Annotated in this window: 19 protein-coding genes; 3 read left to right on the forward strand and 16 right to left on the reverse strand. The window is 54.4% G+C overall.

What is annotated here, in order from left to right; translation table 11 throughout:
- The first annotated feature begins 63 nt into the window (after positions 1-63).
- Genes coaE through yacG form a run of 3 tightly spaced genes read left to right on the forward strand, consistent with a single transcriptional unit; the run spans position 64 to position 1,631 of the window.
- The gene (gene coaE, locus FDW92_RS00400; protein WP_042312315.1) at positions 64-684 is read left to right on the forward strand and encodes a dephospho-CoA kinase; all 621 of its coding nucleotides are present in this window, start codon (positions 64-66) and stop codon (positions 682-684) included.
- Positions 684-1,427 (forward strand): cell division protein ZapD, encoded by a 744-nt coding sequence (gene zapD, locus FDW92_RS00405; RefSeq protein ID WP_038637234.1) that lies wholly within the window; start codon positions 684-686, stop codon positions 1,425-1,427. Before coaE ends, zapD begins: the two co-directional genes overlap by 1 nt.
- A gap of 9 nt (positions 1,428-1,436) precedes the next feature.
- Entirely contained in the window at positions 1,437-1,631 is a 195-nt protein-coding gene (yacG, locus tag FDW92_RS00410) for a DNA gyrase inhibitor YacG (protein WP_003018740.1), read from the forward strand.
- 90 nt (positions 1,632-1,721) lie between these two features.
- On the opposite strand, the gene mutT is transcribed toward yacG, so the two are convergent.
- The 16 genes from mutT to ftsI all read right to left on the reverse strand — a co-directional run bounded on the left by mutT (position 1,722) and on the right by ftsI (position 21,784).
- The gene (mutT, locus tag FDW92_RS00415) at positions 1,722-2,111 is read right to left on the reverse strand and encodes an 8-oxo-dGTP diphosphatase MutT (protein ID WP_042312636.1); all 390 of its coding nucleotides are present in this window, start codon (positions 2,109-2,111) and stop codon (positions 1,722-1,724) included.
- A 56-nt stretch (positions 2,112-2,167) separates the two neighbouring features.
- Positions 2,168-4,873 carry a preprotein translocase subunit SecA gene (secA, locus tag FDW92_RS00420; RefSeq protein ID WP_042312318.1) on the reverse strand — a complete coding sequence of 902 codons (2,706 nt, stop codon included), beginning with the start codon at positions 4,871-4,873 and terminating at the stop codon, positions 2,168-2,170.
- A gap of 60 nt (positions 4,874-4,933) precedes the next feature.
- A complete protein-coding gene (gene secM, locus FDW92_RS00425; RefSeq protein ID WP_042312321.1) occupies positions 4,934-5,440 on the reverse strand; it encodes a secA translation cis-regulator SecM in 507 nt (168 codons plus the stop codon).
- Positions 5,441-5,722: 282 nt separating this feature from the next.
- Complete coding sequence (gene lpxC, locus FDW92_RS00430; protein ID WP_006686706.1) at positions 5,723-6,640, reverse strand: UDP-3-O-acyl-N-acetylglucosamine deacetylase; 918 nt, start codon at positions 6,638-6,640, stop codon at positions 5,723-5,725.
- Positions 6,641-6,740: 100 nt separating this feature from the next.
- Entirely contained in the window at positions 6,741-7,892 is a 1,152-nt protein-coding gene (gene ftsZ, locus FDW92_RS00435) for a cell division protein FtsZ (protein WP_003018753.1), read from the reverse strand.
- A gap of 62 nt (positions 7,893-7,954) precedes the next feature.
- Complete coding sequence (ftsA, locus tag FDW92_RS00440; RefSeq protein WP_003018755.1) at positions 7,955-9,217, reverse strand: cell division protein FtsA; 1,263 nt, start codon at positions 9,215-9,217, stop codon at positions 7,955-7,957.
- Positions 9,214-10,047 carry a cell division protein FtsQ gene (gene ftsQ, locus FDW92_RS00445; protein ID WP_003018758.1) on the reverse strand — a complete coding sequence of 278 codons (834 nt, stop codon included), beginning with the start codon at positions 10,045-10,047 and terminating at the stop codon, positions 9,214-9,216. The genes ftsA and ftsQ overlap by 4 nt, the downstream gene beginning before the upstream one ends.
- Before the next feature lies 1 nt (position 10,048).
- On the reverse strand, positions 10,049-10,969 hold the full coding sequence (locus FDW92_RS00450) for a D-alanine--D-alanine ligase (protein WP_042312323.1): 921 nt from the start codon (positions 10,967-10,969) through the stop codon (positions 10,049-10,051).
- Positions 10,962-12,437: a UDP-N-acetylmuramate--L-alanine ligase gene (gene murC, locus FDW92_RS00455; RefSeq protein WP_042312325.1), complete on the reverse strand. Its 1,476-nt coding sequence runs from the start codon at positions 12,435-12,437 to the stop codon at positions 10,962-10,964. Before murC ends, FDW92_RS00450 begins: the two co-directional genes overlap by 8 nt.
- A gap of 51 nt (positions 12,438-12,488) precedes the next feature.
- Positions 12,489-13,556 (reverse strand): undecaprenyldiphospho-muramoylpentapeptide beta-N-acetylglucosaminyltransferase, encoded by a 1,068-nt coding sequence (murG, locus tag FDW92_RS00460; protein ID WP_042312327.1) that lies wholly within the window; start codon positions 13,554-13,556, stop codon positions 12,489-12,491.
- Complete coding sequence (ftsW, locus tag FDW92_RS00465) at positions 13,553-14,797, reverse strand: cell division protein FtsW (protein WP_042312329.1); 1,245 nt, start codon at positions 14,795-14,797, stop codon at positions 13,553-13,555. Before ftsW ends, murG begins: the two co-directional genes overlap by 4 nt.
- Positions 14,797-16,113 (reverse strand): UDP-N-acetylmuramoyl-L-alanine--D-glutamate ligase, encoded by a 1,317-nt coding sequence (gene murD, locus FDW92_RS00470; protein WP_042312331.1) that lies wholly within the window; start codon positions 16,111-16,113, stop codon positions 14,797-14,799. The genes ftsW and murD overlap by 1 nt, the downstream gene beginning before the upstream one ends.
- A gap of 2 nt (positions 16,114-16,115) precedes the next feature.
- Positions 16,116-17,198 carry a phospho-N-acetylmuramoyl-pentapeptide-transferase gene (gene mraY, locus FDW92_RS00475; RefSeq protein WP_016151694.1) on the reverse strand — a complete coding sequence of 361 codons (1,083 nt, stop codon included), beginning with the start codon at positions 17,196-17,198 and terminating at the stop codon, positions 16,116-16,118.
- Positions 17,192-18,550, reverse strand: a complete 1,359-nt coding sequence (gene murF, locus FDW92_RS00480; RefSeq protein WP_042312334.1) for a UDP-N-acetylmuramoyl-tripeptide--D-alanyl-D-alanine ligase — start codon at positions 18,548-18,550, stop codon at positions 17,192-17,194. The genes mraY and murF overlap by 7 nt, the downstream gene beginning before the upstream one ends.
- Positions 18,547-20,034, reverse strand: a complete 1,488-nt coding sequence (gene murE, locus FDW92_RS00485; RefSeq protein ID WP_042312337.1) for a UDP-N-acetylmuramoyl-L-alanyl-D-glutamate--2,6-diaminopimelate ligase — start codon at positions 20,032-20,034, stop codon at positions 18,547-18,549. Before murE ends, murF begins: the two co-directional genes overlap by 4 nt.
- Positions 20,021-21,784 (reverse strand): peptidoglycan glycosyltransferase FtsI, encoded by a 1,764-nt coding sequence (gene ftsI, locus FDW92_RS00490; protein ID WP_137400523.1) that lies wholly within the window; start codon positions 21,782-21,784, stop codon positions 20,021-20,023. The genes murE and ftsI overlap by 14 nt, the downstream gene beginning before the upstream one ends.
- Positions 21,785-21,798 lie beyond the last annotated feature (14 nt).

The raw sequence follows: 21,798 nt of genomic DNA on the forward strand, positions 1-21,798 counted from the left end.
CGCCTTCACGCGCTTAACTTTTAACTGTTTGATAATCAAACTTAAACTCCAGGATCTGCATCTATGAGGTATACAGTAGCCTTAACCGGCGGCATTGGCAGTGGTAAAAGCACCGTTGCAAATGCGTTCGCTGACCTCGGAATAAACGTGATTGATGCAGATATCATTGCGCGTCAGGTGGTTGAACCAGGTAAGCCTGCCCTCGTGGCGATTAAAGAACATTTTGGTTCCGACGTGATAGCCGCTGACGGGTCGCTACAGCGACGCATTTTACGCGAACGTATTTTTTCCAATCCTGAGGAAAAAAGCTGGCTAAATGCGCTGCTCCATCCGCTTATTCAGCAGGAAACACAGCGTCAGTTTGATCAAGCGACCTCGCCCTATCTGTTATGGGTTGTCCCGTTGCTGGTAGAGAATTCGCTGTATAAAAAAGCCAACCGCGTGCTGGTGGTGGATGTCACCCCTGAGACCCAGCTCAGACGAACCATGCAGCGTGATGATGTGACACGCGAGCATGTTGAACAAATTCTTGCTGCCCAGGCAACGCGTGAAGCGCGTCTGGCCGTGGCAGACGATGTTATTGATAATAATGGCGCACCGGAAGCCATCGCCTCGGATGTCGCCCGCCTGCACGCGCTCTATTTGCAATGCGCGTTGCAGTTTGTCTCACAGGAAAAACCGTAATGCACACCCAGGTCCTTTTTGAACACCCTCTCAATGAGAAGATGCGTACATGGCTGCGCATAGAGTTTTTGATCCAACAGCTCTCCGTTAATTTACCTATTGCAGACCATGCAGGGGCGCTGCATTTTTTCCGTAATATCGGCGACTTACTGGATGTCTTTGAACGCGGTGAAGTCCGAACCGAACTCCTGAAAGAACTTGAACGACAACAGCGTAAACTCCAGGCCTGGGTTGAAGTTCCCGGCGTCGATCAAAGCAGAATCGACGCATTGCGCCAACAGTTAAAAAGCGCGGGCAGCATTCTGATTTCGGCCCCACGCATTGGACAAACGCTGCGTGAAGATCGTCTGATTGGCCTCGTGCGTCAGCGTTTAAGCATTCCTGGCGGATGCTGCAGTTTCGATCTTCCCACCCTGCATATCTGGTTACATTTACCGCAGCCGCAACGCGACGCGCAGGTTGAAACCTGGCTTGCCAGCCTGAATCCGCTCAACCAGGCGTTGTCGCTGGTGCTGGATTTAATTCGTAACTCGGCGCCGTTTCGTAAACAAACCAGCCTGAATGGTTTTTACCAGGATAACGGCGAAGATGCCGATTTGCTGCGCTTGCAGCTGCCGCTGGATTCGCAGCTTTATCCGCAAATTTCTGGTCATAAGAGCCGTTTTGCCATTCGTTTTATGCCGCTGGATAGCGAGAATGGCCAGGTGCCTGAGCGTCTCGATTTTGATCTGGCGTGCTGTTAAGGAGTCAACATGTCTGAACAAACCATCGTCAACTGCCCAACCTGCGGTAAACCCGTAGTGTGGGCTGAAGTCAGTCCGTTTCGCCCATTCTGCAGCAAACGCTGCCAGTTAATCGATCTGGGAGAGTGGGCCGCAGAAGAGAAACGTATCCCAAGCTCTGGCGATCTGTCGGAAAGCGACGACTGGAGTGAAGAGCAGAAATAACTCTGCCAAAACGGGAGAAGGCAACGCCGCATCCGGCGTTGTATGTTGTTTTGCCTGATGGCGCTGCGCTTATCAGGCCTACGAACACCCTTAGCCCGCAATCAGCTTTTCAATTACCGGGGCATTCGCGGGCGGGAAGTCCTCCACATTCAGAGCATCTTGCACAATCCACTGCGCCGGTTGTCCCTCTTTGCCCCACGGTTCGCCTTCCCAGCTCTCAACCAGCCAGAACCATAGAGTGATGTGCCGGTCCGGAAACTGATACTCCAGCTTTTCGAACAGTGAATTCTGAGTCGGTGTGATCCCGACTTCTTCCTGTAGTTCGCGAATCAGCGCCTGCTCTGGCGTTTCACCCGCTTCAATTTTCCCGCCGGGGAATTCCAGCTTATTTGCCATATGGGCATCCGCCGCACGCTGGGTGATAAAAATTTCATTGTGCTGGTTACGAATAATCCCGACGGCGATCTGTAGTATTTTCATTTTCATCGTCCATAAAAAAGGCGCAGAAGTCTGCGCCTTTTCAATAAGTTATTTTCTTAGCTCAGACGGCCATGACACTGTTTGTATTTCTTGCCGGAACCGCAAGGGCACGGATCGTTACGACCCACTTTACGATCGCCGGTTTGTGCTGCCAGCTCTTCTGCTGCGGCGGAATCGTCACCTTTATGGCTCAACTGCTGCATCTGCGCTAAACGCTCAGCTTCTTCACGACGCTGCTGCTCCATCGCTTCTACTTCTTCTGGCATACGTACCTGAACTTTGCTCAGGGTACTGATCACTTCATACTTCAGTGATTCCAGCATTGATGCAAACATAGAGAAGGATTCGCGCTTATATTCCTGCTTCGGATCTTTTTGCGCATAACCACGCAGATGGATACCCTGACGCAGGTAATCCATTGCCGCAAGGTGCTCTTTCCACAGCGAGTCGAGCGTTTGCAGCATCACGCCTTTTTCGAAGTGACGCATCATCTCTGCGCCCACAACTTCTTCTTTGCGCTGATAAACTTCTACCGCGTTTGCCAGAATACGTTCGCGCAGCGTTTCTTCGTGCAGCTCAGGTTCTTTATCCAGCCACTCTGAAATCGGCATATCCAGATCGAAGTCGTTTTTCAGGCGCTCCTGCAGACCCGGAATATCCCACATTTCTTCCAGAGACTGCGGCGGAATATAGGCATCAATCGTCGCTTTGAAGACGTCTTCGCGGATACTGTTAATGGTTTCGCTAACGTCAGAGACGTCCAGCAGTTCGTTACGCTGGGTGTAGATTGCACGGCGCTGGTCGTTTGCAACGTCATCATATTCCAGCAGTTGCTTACGAATATCGAAGTTGCGGCTTTCCACTTTACGCTGCGCGTTTGCAATCGCTTTCGTCACCCATGGGTGTTCAATCGCTTCACCCGGCTTCATACCCAGTTTACGCATCATGCCGGACACGCGGTCAGAGGCAAAAATACGCATCAGCGCATCTTCCATCGACAGGTAGAAACGAGACGAACCCGCATCCCCCTGACGACCGGAACGGCCGCGCAGCTGGTTATCGATACGACGAGATTCATGGCGCTCAGTACCGATAATATGTAAACCACCGGCCGCTAACACCGCGTCATGACGAACCTGCCAGTCAGCTTTGATCTGGGCAATCTGTTCCGGAGTTGGGTCTTCCAGCTCGGCAACTTCCGCCTGCCAGCTACCACCCAACACGATATCGGTACCACGACCCGCCATGTTTGTCGCAATAGTTACGGCTGACGGATAACCCGCCTGAGCAACGATATCCGCTTCGCTGGCGTGGAACTTGGCGTTCAGTACGTTGTGCTTGATCCCCGCTTTGGTCAGCTCGTTAGAGACCACTTCCGATTTTTCAATGGAGATAGTACCCACCAGCACCGGCTGGCCATTTGCGGTACGCTCTTTAATATCTTCAATAATCGCCTGAATTTTTTCCGCTTCGGTCATGTACACCAGATCCGGTAAATCCTTACGGATCATCGGACGGTTGGTCGGAACGACCACGGTATCCAGTTTGTAGATGGAGCTGAATTCAAACGCTTCAGTGTCTGCAGTACCGGTCATACCGGCCAGTTTTTCGTACAAACGGAAGTAGTTCTGGAAGGTAATGGATGCCAGCGTCTGGTTTTCGTTCTGGATCTCCACGCCTTCTTTCGCTTCAACAGCCTGGTGCAGGCCATCGGACCAGCGACGCCCCTGCATCGTACGACCAGTGTGTTCGTCGACGATGATAACTTCGCCGTCTTTCACGATGTAGTCGACGTCACGGGTAAACAGCACGTGCGCGCGCAGTGCGGCAGTCACGTGGTGCATCAGCATAATGTTGCCCGGAGAGTACAGCGACTCGCCCTCATCCATAATGCCTTCGTTCACCAGCAGTTCTTCAATCAGCACCAGACCACGTTCGGTCAGGTTAACCTGGCGCGCTTTCTCATCAACGGAGAAGTGGCCTTCACCCTGGAACGTGTCGGAATCTTCCTTCTCCTGACGGATCAGGTGCGGAATGATTTTGTTCACTTTTTTATACATTTCCGAGCTATCTTCAGCCGGACCGGAAATGATCAGCGGCGTACGCGCTTCATCGATCAAGATGGAGTCGACTTCATCGACCAACGCATAGTGCAGTTTACGCTGAACGCGCTCTTCCGGGCTAAACGCCATGTTGTCACGCAGGTAGTCAAAACCGTATTCGTTGTTGGTACCGTAAGTAATATCAGCGTTGTAGGCTTCACGCTTGGCTGGTGCTGGCAGGCCAGACATGTTGATACCAACGGTCATGCCGAGGAATTCAAACAGTGGGCGGTTATTTTCAGCGTCACGCTGAGCCAGGTAGTCGTTCACGGTAACCACGTGTACGCCTTTGCCACTTAACGCGTTCAGGTACGCCGGCAGCGTTGCGGTCAGGGTTTTACCTTCACCTGTACGCATTTCCGCGATGCAACGGTCGTTCAGGACCATACCGCCCAGCAGCTGAACATCGAAGTGGCGCATGCCGAACACACGCTTACTCGCTTCGCGGACCACCGCGAACGCTTCCGGGATCAGGCTCTCAACGCTGGCGCCTTTTTCCAGACGGGCGCGGAATTCAGCGGTCTTCGCTTTCAGCTCATCATCGGAGAGTTTTTCCATCTCCGGTTCCATTGCGTTGATGACATTGACCACTTTACGCATACGACGCAGCGTACGTTCGTTACGGCTACCGAATACTTTTGTTAATAATTTGATTAGCATAATAAAATCTCAAACGCCCCGCGGTGCGGAGTCAAAAATTATAAGTTGGAAGGTTCTTTTTTAGCTGAGGCGTTGAGGGCCAGCGCGGATACCCTGCAGCTGGCTGATCCAGACCGGAACGCTAAACGCGGCCTGAGAGGTAAAGTGTGCGTATGTCACGCGACTTACTGTCGCGGGCGGAGTGCCTTCTTGCGTCAGCATCGCGCTGAGCGTATTCAGTAACGCAAGATGGTGCGCCTGGATTGGCAACGGCTCTTCGGCAACGGGCAGCGCCTGAGGAGCCATGGCAAAAGAAAGATGGCGAATGACCGTACGAATAGCATGCTGATGCCAGTAGTCGACGGTAAAATTCGGGCGGCGGTTGGTCGCTTCCAGCAAAGCAAGCTGGTTAAAGTTAACTTTAGCGCCTTGATCGTGATTGCTGGCGGTCGCCTTCGCGGGGGTATTAGGTTCAGCAGCATTACCGAGCGCGGGCAGGCCAAAACTAGCCGCGACCATCCCCAACAGGAGATGCGGCCAGAAGTACCGTCTGCCTAACTGTCGCCAGCGCGTCAGTATTCCACTCACGTTATTGCCACCTGATATACCCTGCGTTTGGGGTTACATATGCAAAACCATTTTTTGCGCACAAATATTACCATTAATGCGTTCGCACCACAGCAGTAATGACGCAAGTCGCGGGTAAATATGCTTAAGAAAGCAGCGATCGAACGCTATTTTACTCTGCCGGTGGGGAGAAAGTCGCTTCAGGGAAGGTGGTTTGCAATCGGAAAATAAAAAAACGACTGGTTCACCTGGCCGGAGAGAGTGCCAGATTAACCAGTCGAATTTATGCGACAGCGTATGTCGTTATGCCAGTACGGTCGAAGGTGCTTTGAACGCCAACGGCAGTTCTGCATCGTCCTGGAAGGTCACATATTCCCAGGCTTCCTGTTTCGCCAGGACCGCCTGCAACAGTTTGTTATTCAATGCATGACCGGATTTATACGCGGTGAATGCACCAATAATGTTGTGACCACACATGAACAAGTCACCAATCGCGTCGAGCATTTTGTGACGAACGAATTCGTCTTCAAAACGCAGGCCGTCTTCGTTCAATACGCGATAATCGTCAACAACGATGGCACAATCGAAGCTGCCGCCCAGGCACAGGCCGCGGGACTGCAGATATTCGATATCACGCATGAAGCCGAAAGTACGCGCGCGGCTGATCTGGCGCATGAACGCATCCGCAGAAAAGTTCATCGCGTAGCGCTGCGTGCTGGAGTCGATTGCCGGATGGTTAAAGTCGATGGTGAAATCCAACGTAAAACCATTATACGGCTTAAACTCAGCCCACTTATCGCCATCTTCGACACGAACGGTCTCTTTGATGCGAACAAATTTTTTGGCGCTGCTCAGTTCTTCAATACCTGCATCAAGCAGCAGATAAACGAACGGAGCGGCACTGCCATCCATGATCGGGATTTCCGGGGCGTTAACTTCAATAACGATGTTATCGATACCTAAGCCCGCCAGAGCAGCGTTAAGGTGCTCAACGGTTGAAATCCGTACATCATGCTCATTGACCAGACACGTACAGAGCATGGTATCACGCACAGATTTGGCATCGGCCGGGAAATCTACCGGAGGATTCAAGTCGGTGCGACGATAGATGACCCCGGTGTTGGCCGGCGCAGGGCGTAATGTCAGGGTGACTTTTTTGCCGGTATGCAAACCGACGCCAGTCGCCTGAACGATACGTTTAAGAGTCCTTTGTTTGATCATCGTATAATCTCGCCAAATTACCTATCCAACCGAAGTGTACTATACATTCGGTGGGCCAGTTTAGCACAAAGAGCCACAATTCCCAAATTCCAGCTAATTCTTAATCAGCTTGCTTACGCAGGAACGCAGGGATATCCAGATAATCCGGCTCTTTAGTGGTTTGCGGCGTATTGTCGTTCACCACTTTCGCAACCGGTTTTTGCTCTTGCGTCAACGGCGCCATACCGTGTTGCTGGTAACGATCCATTACCGGTTGCTGAACCTGCTTGTTGGTTACCAGAGTGATTTCAGGACGCTTGTCCATACCAATTCCAGTGGCAACAACGGTCACGCGCAGTTCGTCGTTCATATCCGGGTCCAGAGAGGTACCGATAACCACGGTCGCGTTATCCGATGCAAAGGCACGGATGGTGTTACCGACGGTTTCGAACTCATCCAGACGCAGGTCGAAGCCCGCAGTAATGTTGACCAACACGCCGCGCGCGCCGGACAGATCGATATCTTCCAGCAGCGGGGAAGAGATTGCCATTTCAGCCGCTTCTTCCGCACGGTCTTCACCGCTTGCCACGCCGGAGCCCATCATCGCGTAGCCCATTTCGGACATCACGGTGCGCACGTCTGCAAAGTCGACGTTCATCAGGCCCGGACGCGTAATCAGTTCAGCGATACCCTGGACTGCACCTTTCAGCACATCGTTCGCTGCGCCAAACGCATCCAGCAGGGAGATACCACGGCCCAGCACTTTCAGCAGTTTGTCGTTCGGGATAGTGATCAGAGAGTCCACGTGTTTGGACAGCTCGGTGATACCCTGCTCAGCGAATGCCATACGCTTCTTGCCTTCAAAGTTGAAAGGCTTAGTCACGACAGCAACGGTCAGGATACCTAAATCTTTTGCTACTTCAGCAACCACTGGCGCTGCACCGGTTCCGGTACCGCCGCCCATACCTGCTGCAATAAACACCATGTCTGCGCCGTCAAGCGCTGCACGCAGAGCTTCACGATCTTCGTCTGCCGCATTACGACCGACTTCCGGGTTTGCACCCGCGCCCAGACCTTTGGTGATGCCGCTACCAATCTGAATGGTCTGTCCAACCGCCGTTTTACGCAACGCCTGAGCGTCGGTATTCACCGCAAAGAATTCAACACCTTCGATGCGCTCGCGCACCATGTGTTCAACGGCATTACCGCCGCCGCCGCCGACGCCGATGACTTTAATCACCGCGTCATTGGTTAGTTCCATAGGTTCAAACATAGTTTCTCTCTCCGTTGTGCCTGTCGCCTGAGACCTTTAATGTGCGTCGGTCTCTTTAAAAATTAAAACTCTTTTCGCAGCCAGCTATTGAGTCGTTTAATCCACGAGCCAACTGACGCCGTTACGCGTTTTTCAACTTCAGCCTCACCACTTAAATGGGATTCTTTCCCGTAGTGAAGCAGCCCCACCGCCGTGGAATAGTACGGCTCCTGGGCATAATCCGTCAGACCGGTAATATTCAGCGGTGCGCCAATACGGACTTGCGTATGGAACACGCGCTGTGCGCAGGCCGCAAGACCTTCAATTTGCGCTGCGCCACCGGTTAACACAATCCCCGCCGCCAGATGATGTTTCACACCCTGCTGGCGAAGCTGTTCTTGTAATTGCAAAATTTCTTCGTTGACCAGGTTGAGCAGCTCGGTATAACGCGGCTCAATGACCTCTGCCAAAGTCTGACGCTGCAGGCTACGTGGCGGACGGCCGCCCACGCTTGGCACCTCAACGCTCTCGTCTTTACCGACGATGGAGCCCAGCGCGCAGCCATGACGAACTTTGATGGCTTCGGCATCGCTCGGCGGCGTACCGAAGGCATACGCGATATCGCTGGTCACCACATTCCCTGCATAAGGGATCACTTTGGTATGGCGCAACGCCCCGCCAGTATAAACGGCGATGTCCATTGTACCACCACCAATATCTACCACGCAGACACCCAGTTCACGTTCATCTTCCGTCAACACGGAATAACTGGCTGCCAGTCCGGCGAAAATCAGTTGGTCAACTTTCAGACCACAACGTTCAACGGCTTTGACAATATTCTTCGCCATGTCGTTATGGCAGGTAATAAGATGCACTTTTGCCTGCATGCGTACGCCGGAAAGACCGACCGGATTTTTAATACCTTCCTGGTAGTCAATGGCGTATTCCTGCGGAATAACGTGCAGAACACGATGTTCATCGCGCACGCGTACGGATTTTGCCGTATGTACGACGTTTTCCACATCTTCCTGTGTCACTTCCTCTTCGGAAATGGGCACCATACCAATTTCATTCTGACAGCTAATATGTTTGCCGGAAAGCGCCAGATATACCGAGGATATCTGGCAATCTGCCATCAGCTCAGCCTGGTCAATGGCGCGCTGTACGCATTTCACCACTGACTCAAGGTCATTCACCCCGCCTTTATCCATACCTCGCGATGGGCAACTGCCCACGCCAATGATATTGACCATACCGTCGGGCAGAACTTCCCCTACTAAAGCGGCTACCTTCGCGGTGCCAATCTCCAGTCCAACTACCAGTTTTCTGTCCGTCGCCTTGATCATTGTTGTTCTGCCTGTGCCTGATTCTGTTGCTGATTAGATTCCTCAGGAGGCAAGGGAACCCAGCCTACTGCCGCTCCTGAGTCATAACGCAAATCAACGTAGCTAATCCGTTTGCCATCGGTTTGCGCCTGCTGCTGTAAAACCGGGTAGAGTTCCACAAAGCGAGCCAAACGTTTTATCGTATCGCCCCTGCCCAGATTGAGCTTAATATCGTTATTCAGCGTCAACTGCCAGGAACGACGCGCGGTCATCGCCGCTTCCTTCAGGGTGAATCTATCCTTAGCCAGCACCTGCCCCATATCGCGGAACCCTTGCAGCACTTCACTTGCGCTGCCTTCCGGTCCGTACAACATGGGTAATACCTGCTTATTGGCCCGACCGGTTGGGACGCTGAACGTATTGCCTTCGGCATCCACCATATGCTGGTCATTCCAACGCGCAATTGGCACATATTCAACCAGATGAATCTTCAATTCATCAGGCCATTGCTTTCTGACGCTCGCCTGTTTAATCCACGGGAGGCGTTCAATCTGACTCTGGATGATGTTTACATCCTGCGTCATAAAGGTTCCCGGCGCGCCCAGCGCCAGAATGGACTGACGGATATCATCATTGCGCGTGTAATGCCGTTCGCCGGTTAACACCAGTTTTGACAACGGCAAACGCTGCGCATCTTCCATCCATCCCAACACTACCCAGCCGCTGACAAACACGGTGCACAGCACTGTCAGCAGGAACAGTATTCCTGCAAGACGCGTTCCATTATTGCGGCGTGAGGAGTTTACTTCTTCTTCATCACCGTTTCGCGTGTTCAGCGCAGCCTGCGACATATCAGTCCGCCAACTCCAGAATTCTTACCACCAACTGCGAGAAGCTCAGACCCGCCTGACGCGCCGCCATCGGCACCAGGCTGTGGCTGGTCATACCCGGAGAGGTATTGGCTTCCAGCAGATAAAACTGGCCATCGCTGTCCAGCATGACGTCAATGCGCCCCCAACCTTTACAGCCCAGGGCGGTCCACGCTTTCAGGACTAAATCCTGTAATCTGGCCTCTTGCTCGACTTCCAGACCTGCAGGGCAGAAATATTGTGTCTCATCAGAGAGATACTTCGCCTCATAATCATAGAAGGTTCCCGCGGGTTGGATACGTATTGACGGTAAAATTTCTTCGCCGAGTATCGCAACGGTAAATTCCGGGCCACTGAGCCATTTTTCAATCAGTACTTCTTCATCATGCTGAAAAGCCAATGCTAATGCACCCTGCAAAGCATTTTCTTCTTCAACTTTTGACATCCCTACGCTGGAGCCTTCACGGCTTGGCTTCACAATCAGCGGCAAACCTAACGCAGAGATTTTTGCAACCATCTCATTGCTAAGACCTTTTTCGAACTCAGCGCGGGTCAACGCAACCCATGGCGCGACGGGTAAACCTGCGCCCTGCCACAGCAGCTTGCTGCGCAGTTTGTCCATTGAGATCGCGGAAGCCATGACGCCGCTGCCGGTATACGGCAGGCCGATCTGCTCCAGCATGCCCTGCAACGTGCCATCTTCCCCGCCACGACCATGCAACGCAATAAACACCTTCTGAAAACCCATAGATTTCAGAAGAGTGACATCAACCTCTTTCGGGTCAACCGGATGGGCATCGACACCACCTTCGCGTAACCCTGCCAATACGGCCGCGCCGGAATTCAGCGACACTTCTCGCTCTGCGGAGGTACCTCCTGACAGGACCGCGATTTTATCAGCCATGTTGTTCTTCCTCCGGATTTTGCGGCTTCAGTTTGATTTCAGCTAAGGAACGCGCAATTTTGCCGATATTTCCAGCGCCTTGCACCAAAATCAGATCGTTGCCGGTTAATACCGGTGCCAACATTTCTGCCACCAGGGCCGGATCGGATACCAGAATAGGATCGATCTTACCGCGACCACGAATAGTACGGCACAGCGAGCGGCTGTCAGCGCCCGGAATGGCGGCTTCGCCCGCGGCGTATACATCCAGCATCAACAGCGTATCAACCTGAGTCAGCACGTTGGCAAAGTCGTCATACAAATCGCGAGTGCGCGTATACCGATGCGGCTGGAACAGCATCACCAGATTTTTGTCCGGCCAGCCTGCGCGTGCAGCTTTAATTGTGGCGTCCACTTCCGTTGGGTGATGGCCGTAATCATCAACCAGCATCGCGGTCCCGGCTTTACCGTTAACCGGCTCAAGTGGGAATTCGCCGAGGAAGTCAAAACGACGTCCGGTACCCTGGAAACTTTCCAGCGCGCGCAGGATCGCGTCGTCTTCAATACCTTCTTCCGTTGCGACAGCCACCGCAGCCGCGGCGTTCAGCGCATTGTGGCGGCCCGGCGCGTTTAACGTCACGCGTAGATCGGCCATCCCCTGACGCACCAGCGTGAAGTGCCCCTGCGGGCCGATCTGCTGGTAATCCTCAACGCGCACATCGGCATCATCACTGAAACCATAGGTTGTGGTTTGGCGGCCAACTCGCGGTAACAGTTCGCGGATCACCGGATCGTCAACGCACATCACCGCACGACCATAAAACGGCAAGTTATGCAGGAAATTAATAAACGTCTGCTTTAAATTTTCGAAGTCGCCATGGTAGGTATCCATATGGTCGGCTTCGATATTGGTGACAATCGCCACCATCGGCTGCAAATGCAGGAACGACGCGTCGCTCTCGTCCGCTTCGGCAATCAAATAACGGCTATGACCCAGGCGCGCATGGACGCCAGCAGCCTTCACCAGACCACCGTTAACAAAAGTCGGATCCAGCCCCGCTTCCGCGTAAATACTGGAGACCATCGCTGTGGTCGTGGTTTTACCGTGCGTCCCGGCAATGGCGATGCCGTGACGAAAACGCATTAACTCCGCCAGCATCTCAGCACGGCGGATCACTGGAATACGCGCTTCATGCGCCGCAACAATTTCCGGGTTATCCGCAGAAATAGCGCTGGAGACCACCACCACGCTCGCATCGCGCACGTTTTCAGGGCGATGGTTGAAGAAAATCGTGGCGCCGAGATTCGTCAACTGCTGCGTCACCGGATTTGGCGCTAAGTCAGAACCGCTGATCTGATAACCTTCATTGGCCAAAACTTCGGCAATACCGCCCATACCAGCACCACCGATGCCGACAAAGTGAATGTGCCGAACGCGACGCATTTCGGGCACGATGGAACGCAGTTTTGCCAGTTGTTGTGTATTCATTCTTTAGCCATTAACTTCTTAGTTCATGCGATGCAAAAGGCATCACCACAATTACGCCCGGGCAGCCCGGCTCACTTCATTTGCAACGCGTTCGGTGGCATCCGGTATGGATGCGGCGCGCGCACGTTCTGCCATGGTTAATAAAGTTTCTCGCGACCACCCGGCAAGGGTGCTGGCGACGGCGTCCACAGTAAACTGTGGTTGCTCTAAAATTTTGGCGGCGCCCGCTTTTTCCAGCGGCAACGCATTCCAGTACTGCTGTCTGTCTTTGTGCTGGAACGGCACAAACAGCGCAGGCAAGCCTGCGGCGGCAATCTCACTCACCGTCAGCGCGCCGGAACGGCACACGACAACATCCGCCCACGCATAAGCGGCGGCCATATCATCAATAAACTCAGTGACCTTATGCTGCGGTTGTCCCGCCTCGGCATAAGCGTGTTCAACGGTCTGCTGCGCGCCCTTACCGCTCTGGTGCCAGATAGTCACCGCCTCGCCAAGCTTTGCGGCAACCTGCGGCATCGTCTGGTTGAGGACGCGTGCGCCCTGAGAACCACCAACCACCAGCACACGAACCGGGCCTTCACGTCCAGCCAGACGCGCTTCGGGTAATGGCAGTGCCAGCACGTCCGTGCGTACTGGGTTCCCGACCACGTCCGCATTCGGGAAAGCGCCAGGGAAAGCCTGCATAACCTTCGTTGCAATCTTTGCCAGCCATTTATTGGTTAATCCCGCAATGCCGTTCTGTTCATGCAGTACGACCGGAATACCTAATGACCATGCAGCTAAACCTCCAGGACCTGACACGTAGCCGCCCATACCGAGCACCACATCAGGCTTGAATTGCTTCATGATGGCGCGCGCCTGACGCCAGGCGTTAAAAATACGCACGGGTGCGGCAAGTAGTGCGTTAACGCCTTTGCCACGCAGACCGGAGATGCGAATAAAGTCAATTTCAATGCCATGCTTCGGCACTAAATCCGCTTCCATACGATCGGCGGTGCCCAGCCAACGAACCTGCCAGCCCTGGGCCATTAAATGGTGCGCGACCGCCAGCCCCGGGAACACATGCCCGCCGGTACCGCCTGCCATCACCATTAACCGCTTCGGTTGACCACTCATCGTGCACCTCGTGTAAACGCCTGGGCTTTTTCCAGACGCGTTTCATAATCAATACGTAACAAAAACATGATGGCCGTCGACATAATCAACAAACTGGAACCACCATAACTGATCAGCGGCAACGTCAGACCTTTGGTTGGCAGCATACCTGCCGCCGCGCCGACGTTTACCAGCGCCTGGAAGCTAAACCAGATCCCGATGGAACAGGCTAAAAAGCCTGAAAAACGGTGGTCAATTTCCAGCGCTTTACGGCCAATCGACATCGCGCGAAAAGCGACGAAGAATACCATTAAAAGTGCCAATACCACACCGATATAACCCAGCTCTTCCCCAATGATGGCGAAGATGAAGTCGGTGTGCGCTTCCGGCAAATACTCCAGCTTTTGGACTGAGTTGCCTAACCCCTGCCCCCAAACCTCACCGCGGCCAAAAGCCATTAGCGATTGCGTCAGCTGGTATCCGCTGCCGAACGGATCTTCCCATGGATTCCAGAAAGAAGTTACGCGGCGAATACGATACGGTTCGGCAAGGATCAGCAGCACGACCGCCGATATCCCCATGCCGATAATCGCAATGAACTGCCATAATTTAGCGCCGGCAAGAAACAGCATCGCCAGCGTGGTGACAAACAGCACCACCACCGTACCGAGGTCAGGCTGCGCCAGCAGCAGCACAGCTAGCACCAGGATCACGCCCATCGGTTTCAGGAAGCCGCGCAGGTTGTTTCGCACTTCATCCACCTTGCGTACCAGGTAGTTGGCGAGATAACAGAACAGCGACAGCTTGGTAAATTCCGCAGGCTGAATACGCAGCGGCCCCAGAGCAATCCAGCGCGACGCCCCGTTAACGGAGCTCCCCACCACCAGCACGATCAACAGCATGATGATCGAGGCGATGAGCATCGTCGTACTGTATTTTTGCCAGAACTCCATCGGCAGACGCAGCGTGACCATCGCCAGACAGAACGCCAGGAAGATGTACAGCGCGTCACGTTTGGCAAACAGGAAGGGGTCGCCCGCCAGACGTTGTCCTACCGGCATCGATGCCGATGTCACCATGATGAAACCAATTGCCGCCAGACCAAAGGTCAGCCACAGCAGCATGCGGTCATACATGATTAGGCTGTCCGCGTCTTTATCGCGCGAAGCCATCACCCAGCCTTTAAGTGCCGCGAAGATCCACGCCAGGATACCCAGTCCCGGTAAGCGAGGCATTCTCAGACGAGGGAGAGATAAACGCATCAACCCAACTCCTTCGCCAGGCGCGTAAAGACGTCACCGCGTTGCTCAAAATTCTTGAACTGATCGAGGCTGGCACAGGCGGGCGACAGCAGCACCATATCACCGGGCTTCACGCGCGGCGCGAGCAGACGCATTGCCTGCTCCATGGTTTCAGTTTGTTCCGCAACCTCAGGTCGCAGCGCGGCAAGCTGCGCGCCATCGCGGCCAAAGCAGTACAGACGAATGTTGTCGCCGTTCAGATAACGTTGCAGCGGCATAAAGTCAGCGGATTTCCCGTCGCCGCCCAACAACAGGTGCAGCGTACCGTCAACGTGCAGGCCATTCAGCGCCGCTTCGGTACTGCCGACATTGGTCGCTTTTGAATCGTTGATCCAACGCACACCATTATGATTCAGTACCAGTTGGAAACGATGCGCCAGTCCGGTAAAGGTGGTCAGCGCTTTCAGGCTTGACGCCCGCGGCAGACCCGCAGCATCAGCCAGCGCCAGCGCTGCCAGAGCGTTGGTATAGTTATGCTGGCCGGTAAGCGTCATCTCTTTCACGTTGAGAACTTTTTCACCCTTCACCCGCAGCCAGGTTTCGCCCTGCTGACGATTAAGATGATAGTCACCCATGTTGACGCCAAAGCTCACGCAACGCTCATCGGCACCACGAACCGGCATGGTCAGCGCATCATCCGCATTGACCACGCAGACTTTCGCATTCTCATAAACGCGCAGTTTGGCCGCACGATACTGCTGCAAGCCAAACGGATACCTGTCCATATGATCTTCGGTGACGTTCAAAATAGTGGCGGCTACGGCCTGTAAGCTGGAGGTTGTTTCCAGTTGGAAGCTCGACAGTTCCAGAACATACAGCTCACGCTCATCATCCAGCAGCATCAGCACGGGCAGGCCAATGTTACCGCCCACCCCCACGTTCACACCGGCCGCTTTCGCCATTTCGCCAACCAACGTCGTAACGGTGCTTTTACCGTTAGAACCGGTGATCGCAACGATCGGCGCCTGCGCTTCGCGACAGAACAGCTCGATGTCACCGACAATTTCAATCCCCGCATCGGCGGCAGCGCTCAGCGAAGGGTGCGCCAGGGCAATACCAGGGCTGGCGACGATAAGATCGGCGTCCAGCAGCCAGTCATCATTCAGACTGCCAACATGACGCTCAACCGCTTCCGGTAATTTATCCAGGCCCGGCGGCGTCGCGCGGGTATCCATCACGCGCGGCGTTACGCCACGCGCCAGGAAGAAATCCACGCAGGACAGTCCGGTCAAACCCAGACCGATAATGACGACTTTTTTACCCTGGTAATCAGCCATGATTAACGTACCTTCAGCGTTGCCAGGCCAATCAGCACCAGCATCAGCGAAATAATCCAGAAGCGCACAATCACGCGCGGTTCCGGCCAGCCTTTCAGTTCATAGTGATGGTGGATCGGCGCCATACGGAAGATGCGCTGTCCGCGCAACTTAAAGGAACCGACCTGCAGAATGACCGACAGCGTTTCTACGACAAATACGCCGCCCATGATCACCAGCAGGAACTCCTGACGCAGCAGCACAGCAATAATGCCCAGTGCGCCGCCCAGCGCCAACGATCCGACGTCGCCCATGAAGACCTGCGCCGGATAGGTGTTAAACCACAGGAAGCCTAACCCTGCACCGACAATCGCCGTACAGACGATCACCAGTTCACCGGCATGGCGTAAATACGGAATGTGCAGATAGTTGGCAAAGTTCATGTTACCGGTCGCCCATGCCACCAGCGCAAAACCCGCAGCCACGAACACGGTCGGCATAATCGCCAGACCATCCAGACCATCGGTGAGGTTGACCGCGTTACCAGTACCCACAATCACAAAGTACGCCAGCAGGACGTAGAACAGTCCCAGTTGCGGCATCACGTCTTTGAAGAAGGGCACGACCAGTTCTGTCGCTGGGGTATCTTTGCCCGCGAGGTACAGCGCAAAGGCTACGCCCAGAGCAATCACCGACATCCAGAAATATTTCCAGCGCGCAATCAGGCCTTTGGTGTCTTTGCGTACCACTTTGCGGTAGTCATCGACAAAACCGATGATGCCGTAACCGACCAATACCACCAGCACGCACCAAACGTACGGGTTCGACGGGTATGCCCACAGCAGCACGGAGATAACAATCGCGGTGAGGATCATAATCCCGCCCATGGTCGGCGTACCGCGTTTACTGAAGTGTGATTCCGGACCGTCGTTACGTACGACCTGTCCAAAGGACATTTTTTGCAGGCGGGCGATCATGCGCGGGCCCATCCACAAAGAGATGAACAGCGCGGTCAGCAGGCTGACGATGGCGCGAAACGTCAGATAAGAAAAGACGTTAAAGCCGGAATAATATTTGACCAAATGTTCGGCCAGCCAAACTAACATGTCCCATTCTCCTGTAATGCGCGTACTACCTCTTCCATGGCGGCACTACGTGAACCCTTCACTAAAATCGTCATGATCTGATGTTCTGCAATCAGCGCCTTGAGATGCGCGACCAGCGCGGTTTTATCCGCAAAATGCTCGCCCACGCCGCTGGCGCCGCTAATTGCCTGACTCAGTTTCCCTGTACTCAGTACACGGTCGATGCCCGCGGTTTTCGCAGCAACACCTACCTGTACGTGACATGCTTCGCTTTCCGCGCCAAGCTCTGCCATATCGCCCACCACCAGCACGCGGTAGCCCGGCATTTCGGACAGCACCTGTACCGCTGCGGTCATCGAACCAACGTTAGCGTTGTAGGAGTCGTCCAACAGCAGCTGATTTTCTGCGAGTTGAATAGGGAACAGACGCCCCGGTACCGCTTGCAGATCCTTCAGGCCCGCTTTGATCGCCTCAGGCGTCGCGCCTACCGCCATAGAGAGCGCAGCCGCTGCCAGGGCGTTAGCTATGTTGTGACGACCCGGCAACGGCAGCAGAACATCAATGCTTCCGGTTGGCGTTTGCAATGAAAACTCCGTGCCGTGTGAAGTCACGTGAACGTTGGTCGCCGAAAAGTCGCTGTTGGCCGCATTCGGGGAGAAGCGCCAGACTTTGCGATCGCCAATGATGCTCTGCCAGTTCAGCCAGTCGTTGTTATCAGCATTCATGATGGCGATACCATTCGCCGACAGACCGCTAAAGATCTCACCTTTAGCCTTCGCAACGCCCGCCAGAGAGCCGAAACCTTCCAAATGCGCGGCGGCAAGATTGTTCACCAGCGCCGCTTCCGGGCGCGTCAGGCTAACGGTCCAGGCGATTTCGCCCTGATGATTGGCGCCGAGCTCAATCACGGCATAGTCGTAATCGTTATTTAAGCGCAACAGCGTCATCGGTACACCGATGTCGTTGTTCAGATTGCCTGCGGTATATAACGTTTTGCCGCACTGGCTGAGAATCGCGGCGGTCATCTCTTTAACAGACGTTTTGCCGGATGAGCCGGTCAGCGCGACAACGCGCGCCGGAACCTGGGCGCGAACCCACGCTGCCAGTTCGCCGAAAGCCAGACGGGTGTCTTTGACAATGACCTGTGGTAAATCAATATTGAGCGGACGGCTGACTAACAGCGCGCCTGCTCCCCCGTCTTTCGCCTTGTCGGCAAAATCGTGAGCATCAAAACGTTCGCCTTTCAGCGCCACAAACAGGCAGCCCGGCGTCACTTGACGCGTATCGGTTGTCACTGCATCGAGGGTCAGATCGGCCCCTTTTAGTTCGCCACGGAGGATTTCCGCCAGCTGGCTGAGCGTTACGCTAATCATGCGATCACCCCTAGCAGGCGCGCAGCCGTGACACGGTCAGAATAGTCGAGGCGCTGTGAGCCAACGATCTGGTAGTCTTCGTGACCTTTACCAGCCACCAGCACCACGTCGTTTTCTTTCGCCTGCATGATGGCGTTAGTCACTGCTTCTGCGCGACCCTCCATCACCCTCGCCTGTCCGGCATCCAGCATCCCCGCCAGAATGTCGTTGATGATGGCGCGCGGCTCTTCGGTACGTGGGTTGTCATCGGTCACCACGACAACATCAGCAAATTGTTCGGCAATCGCGCCCATCAGCGGACGTTTGCCTTTATCGCGATCGCCGCCGCAGCCAAAGACGCACCACAGTTTGCCAGTACAGTGCAGACGCGCCGCCTGCAGCGCTTTTTCCAGCGCATCCGGCGTATGAGCATAATCAACGACAACAGTGGTTTTACCCGGCGCGCTGAACACTTCCATGCGCCCGCAAACCGGCTGTAATTGCGCCGCCGTTTTCAGTAAATCGGCTAACGGATAACCCAGCGCCAGCAGCGTTGCCAGCGCCAGCAGCAGATTGCTGACGTTAAACGCCCCCATCAGGCGACTTTCTATTTCGCCCTCACCCCATGAAGAGGTAAAGCGAATCGTTGCCCCACTGTCGTGATACTTCACCTCAACCGCTTTTAACCAGCGACCATGACAGTTCGGGTTGATGTGGTCTTCCATCGAAACGGCCACCGCATCCGGGAGTTTAGCCAGCCAGCGACGGCCGACCTCATCATCCGCATTGACGATGGCCTGACCGCAATGGTGCGTGGAATACAGCAGCCATTTCGCAGCTTCGTAATGTTCCATGTCACCGTGGTAGTCGAGATGGTCACGGCTTAAGTTAGTAAATACCGATGCGGCAAACTTCAGCGCCGCAACGCGATGCTGAACCAGACCGTGGGAAGAAACTTCCATCGCGCCAACCGTTGCGCCCTGCGCAACCAGCCCCGCCAGCACATGCTGGACATCAACGGCTGAACCGGTGGTATTTTCCGTCGGGATCACTTTGCCCAACAGGCCATTGCCAACGGTTCCCATAACCGCGCTGGTTTCACCCAGCAGTTGGCTCCACTGCGCCAGCAATTGGGTCGTAGTAGTTTTACCGTTGGTCCCGGTCACGCCGACCAGACGCATTTTTTCAGAAGGCTCGTGGTAAAAACGGCCCGCCAGTGCAGATAAACGTTCGTTAAGCTGGCTGAGATAGATAACCGGAACGCCGTGCATTTCACGGATTTCACCGTCAGTCGCTTCATCTTTTGCTTCTGCAATAATGGCAGCCACACCTTGCGCTATCGCCTGCGGGATATACCGACGCCCGTCCGCCTGATGACCCAATACTGCTACAAAGAGATCGCCCGATGCAGCCACACGGCTGTCGAGCGTCATCTCCCGCAGTGCTCGCTCCGGTGCACCCGGCACCCATGGAGCAAGAAGGTCGCGCAAATTACGATCTGCCACCTGTTGCCTCGCCTTGATTATTCACAAATTCACTTTTATCGCTCGTTGCCAGCGCATCCGGCTCGATGTTCATGGTGCGCAATACGCCGCCCATGATGGCACCGAAGACCGGCGCGGAAACGGCGCCACCGTAGTATTTACCCGCCTGCGGATCGTTGATAACAACAACCAGCGCGAAGCGCGGCTGACTCGCAGGCGCAACGCCTGCGGTATAAGCAATGTATTTGTTGATGTAGCGACCATCCGGCCCTACTTTTTTCGCCGTACCGGTTTTGATAGCGATGCGATAGCCTTTAATCGCCGCCTTCACGCCGCCACCGGGCAGCGCCACGCTTTCCATCATGTGCACCACGGTACGAACGGTCGCTTCCGGGAAAATACGTTCGCCCGGTACAGGAGGGTCAACTTTGGTAATCGACAGCGGGCGATAAACGCCATAGCTGCCGATCGTTGCGTAGACTCGCGCTAACTGTAACGGGGTTACCATTAGCCCATAGCCGAAAGAGAAGGTGGCCCTCTCTATGTCAGACCACCGTTGTTTTTGAGGATATAAGCCACTGCGTTCTCCGACCAACCCCAAATTGGTCGCTTTTCCCAGCCCAAAACGTGAGTAAGTATCTACTAACGCTGAGGACGGCATCGCTAACGCCAGCTTAGAAACACCGACGTTACTCGACTTCTGCAAAACCCCGGTAAGGGTCAATTCGCTATAACGCGCCACGTCTTTGATTTCGTGGCCATTAATTCGGTAAGGAATCGTATTAAGTACGGTATTTTCGCGTACCACTCCACGCTGCAGCGCCGTCATTACCACCATTGGTTTGACGGTAGAACCCGGTTCAAACACGTCGGTAATGGTACGGTTACGCATGACATCTTTTTGCGTACCGGAGAGATTATTGGGGTTGTAGGACGGGCTGTTGGCCATCGCCAGCACTTCACCGGTGTTGACATCCACCAGCACGGCGCTGCCGGATTCCGCTTTGTTGAACGCGACGGCATTATTCAGTTCACGGTAGACCAGCGCCTGTAAACGCTCATCAATACTCAGCGCGAGGTTATGCGCCGCCTGGCTGTCAGTAGAGGAAATATCTTCAATTACGCGACCATAGCGGTCTTTACGCACGATACGTTCGCCCGGCTGTCCGGTGAGCCACTTATCGAAGCTCTTCTCAACGCCTTCAATCCCCTGGCTGTCAACGTTAGTAAAGCCAATGAGGTGAGCGGTCACTTCTCCGGAAGGATAGTAACGACGGGATTCTTCACGCAGGTGAATACCCGGCAGCTTGAGTTTTTTGATGTAGTCGGCCATGTCAGGGTTAACCTGACGCGCCAGATAGATAAAGCGTCCTTTCGGGTTGGCGTTAATGCGGGAAGCCAGCTGGTCGAGCGGTAGATTCAGCGCAGTCGACAGCGCTCTCCAGCGTTCACCAACGCTCACGCCGCCTGCGTCATGCACCTCTTTCGGGTCGGCCCAAATCGCTTTCACCGGAACGCTCACCGCCAGCGGACGACCGGAACGGTCGGTAATCATCCCGCGCGATGTGGAGACTTCCTGGACGCGCAGGGAACGCATGTCACCCTGACGCACCAGCATATCCGGCGCAATGATTTGCAGCCAGGCAACGCGCCCCAGCAGGAAACCTAATGCCAGCAAAATACAGCCGCACAGTAACGCAAAACGCCAACTGACAAAGTTGGCTTGTTCTTCCTGGCGTTTTGGTTTGTGCGTTTTTGCCGCTGCTTTCATGCGTCGCGTTTATC

The sequence above is a fragment of the Citrobacter sp. wls706 genome (assembly GCF_005281305.1).
GTDB lineage: Bacteria > Pseudomonadota > Gammaproteobacteria > Enterobacterales > Enterobacteriaceae > Citrobacter > Citrobacter werkmanii.

What these genes read in the sequence shown, in the direction of transcription:
- mraY (WP_016151694.1), bottom strand. Translation starts at nt 17,198, where the DNA reads ATGTTAGTTTGGCTGGCCGAACATTTGGTCAAATATTATTCCGGCTTT.
- murC (WP_042312325.1), bottom strand. Translation starts at nt 12,437, where the DNA reads ATGAATACACAACAACTGGCAAAACTGCGTTCCATCGTGCCCGAAATG.
- ftsI (WP_137400523.1), bottom strand. Translation starts at nt 21,784, where the DNA reads ATGAAAGCAGCGGCAAAAACGCACAAACCAAAACGCCAGGAAGAACAA.
- FDW92_RS00450 (WP_042312323.1), bottom strand. Translation starts at nt 10,969, where the DNA reads ATGGCTGATAAAATCGCGGTCCTGTCAGGAGGTACCTCCGCAGAGCGA.
- ftsQ (WP_003018758.1), bottom strand. Translation starts at nt 10,047, where the DNA reads ATGTCGCAGGCTGCGCTGAACACGCGAAACGGTGATGAAGAAGAAGTA.
- zapD (WP_038637234.1), top strand. Translation starts at nt 684, where the DNA reads ATGCACACCCAGGTCCTTTTTGAACACCCTCTCAATGAGAAGATGCGT.
- mutT (WP_042312636.1), bottom strand. Translation starts at nt 2,111, where the DNA reads ATGAAAATACTACAGATCGCCGTCGGGATTATTCGTAACCAGCACAAT.
- ftsW (WP_042312329.1), bottom strand. Translation starts at nt 14,797, where the DNA reads ATGCGTTTATCTCTCCCTCGTCTGAGAATGCCTCGCTTACCGGGACTG.
- secA (WP_042312318.1), bottom strand. Translation starts at nt 4,873, where the DNA reads ATGCTAATCAAATTATTAACAAAAGTATTCGGTAGCCGTAACGAACGT.
- coaE (WP_042312315.1), top strand. Translation starts at nt 64, where the DNA reads ATGAGGTATACAGTAGCCTTAACCGGCGGCATTGGCAGTGGTAAAAGC.
- murG (WP_042312327.1), bottom strand. Translation starts at nt 13,556, where the DNA reads ATGAGTGGTCAACCGAAGCGGTTAATGGTGATGGCAGGCGGTACCGGC.
- yacG (WP_003018740.1), top strand. Translation starts at nt 1,437, where the DNA reads ATGTCTGAACAAACCATCGTCAACTGCCCAACCTGCGGTAAACCCGTA.
- murF (WP_042312334.1), bottom strand. Translation starts at nt 18,550, where the DNA reads ATGATTAGCGTAACGCTCAGCCAGCTGGCGGAAATCCTCCGTGGCGAA.
- ftsZ (WP_003018753.1), bottom strand. Translation starts at nt 7,892, where the DNA reads ATGTTTGAACCTATGGAACTAACCAATGACGCGGTGATTAAAGTCATC.
- ftsA (WP_003018755.1), bottom strand. Translation starts at nt 9,217, where the DNA reads ATGATCAAGGCGACGGACAGAAAACTGGTAGTTGGACTGGAGATTGGC.
- lpxC (WP_006686706.1), bottom strand. Translation starts at nt 6,640, where the DNA reads ATGATCAAACAAAGGACTCTTAAACGTATCGTTCAGGCGACTGGCGTC.
- murD (WP_042312331.1), bottom strand. Translation starts at nt 16,113, where the DNA reads ATGGCTGATTACCAGGGTAAAAAAGTCGTCATTATCGGTCTGGGTTTG.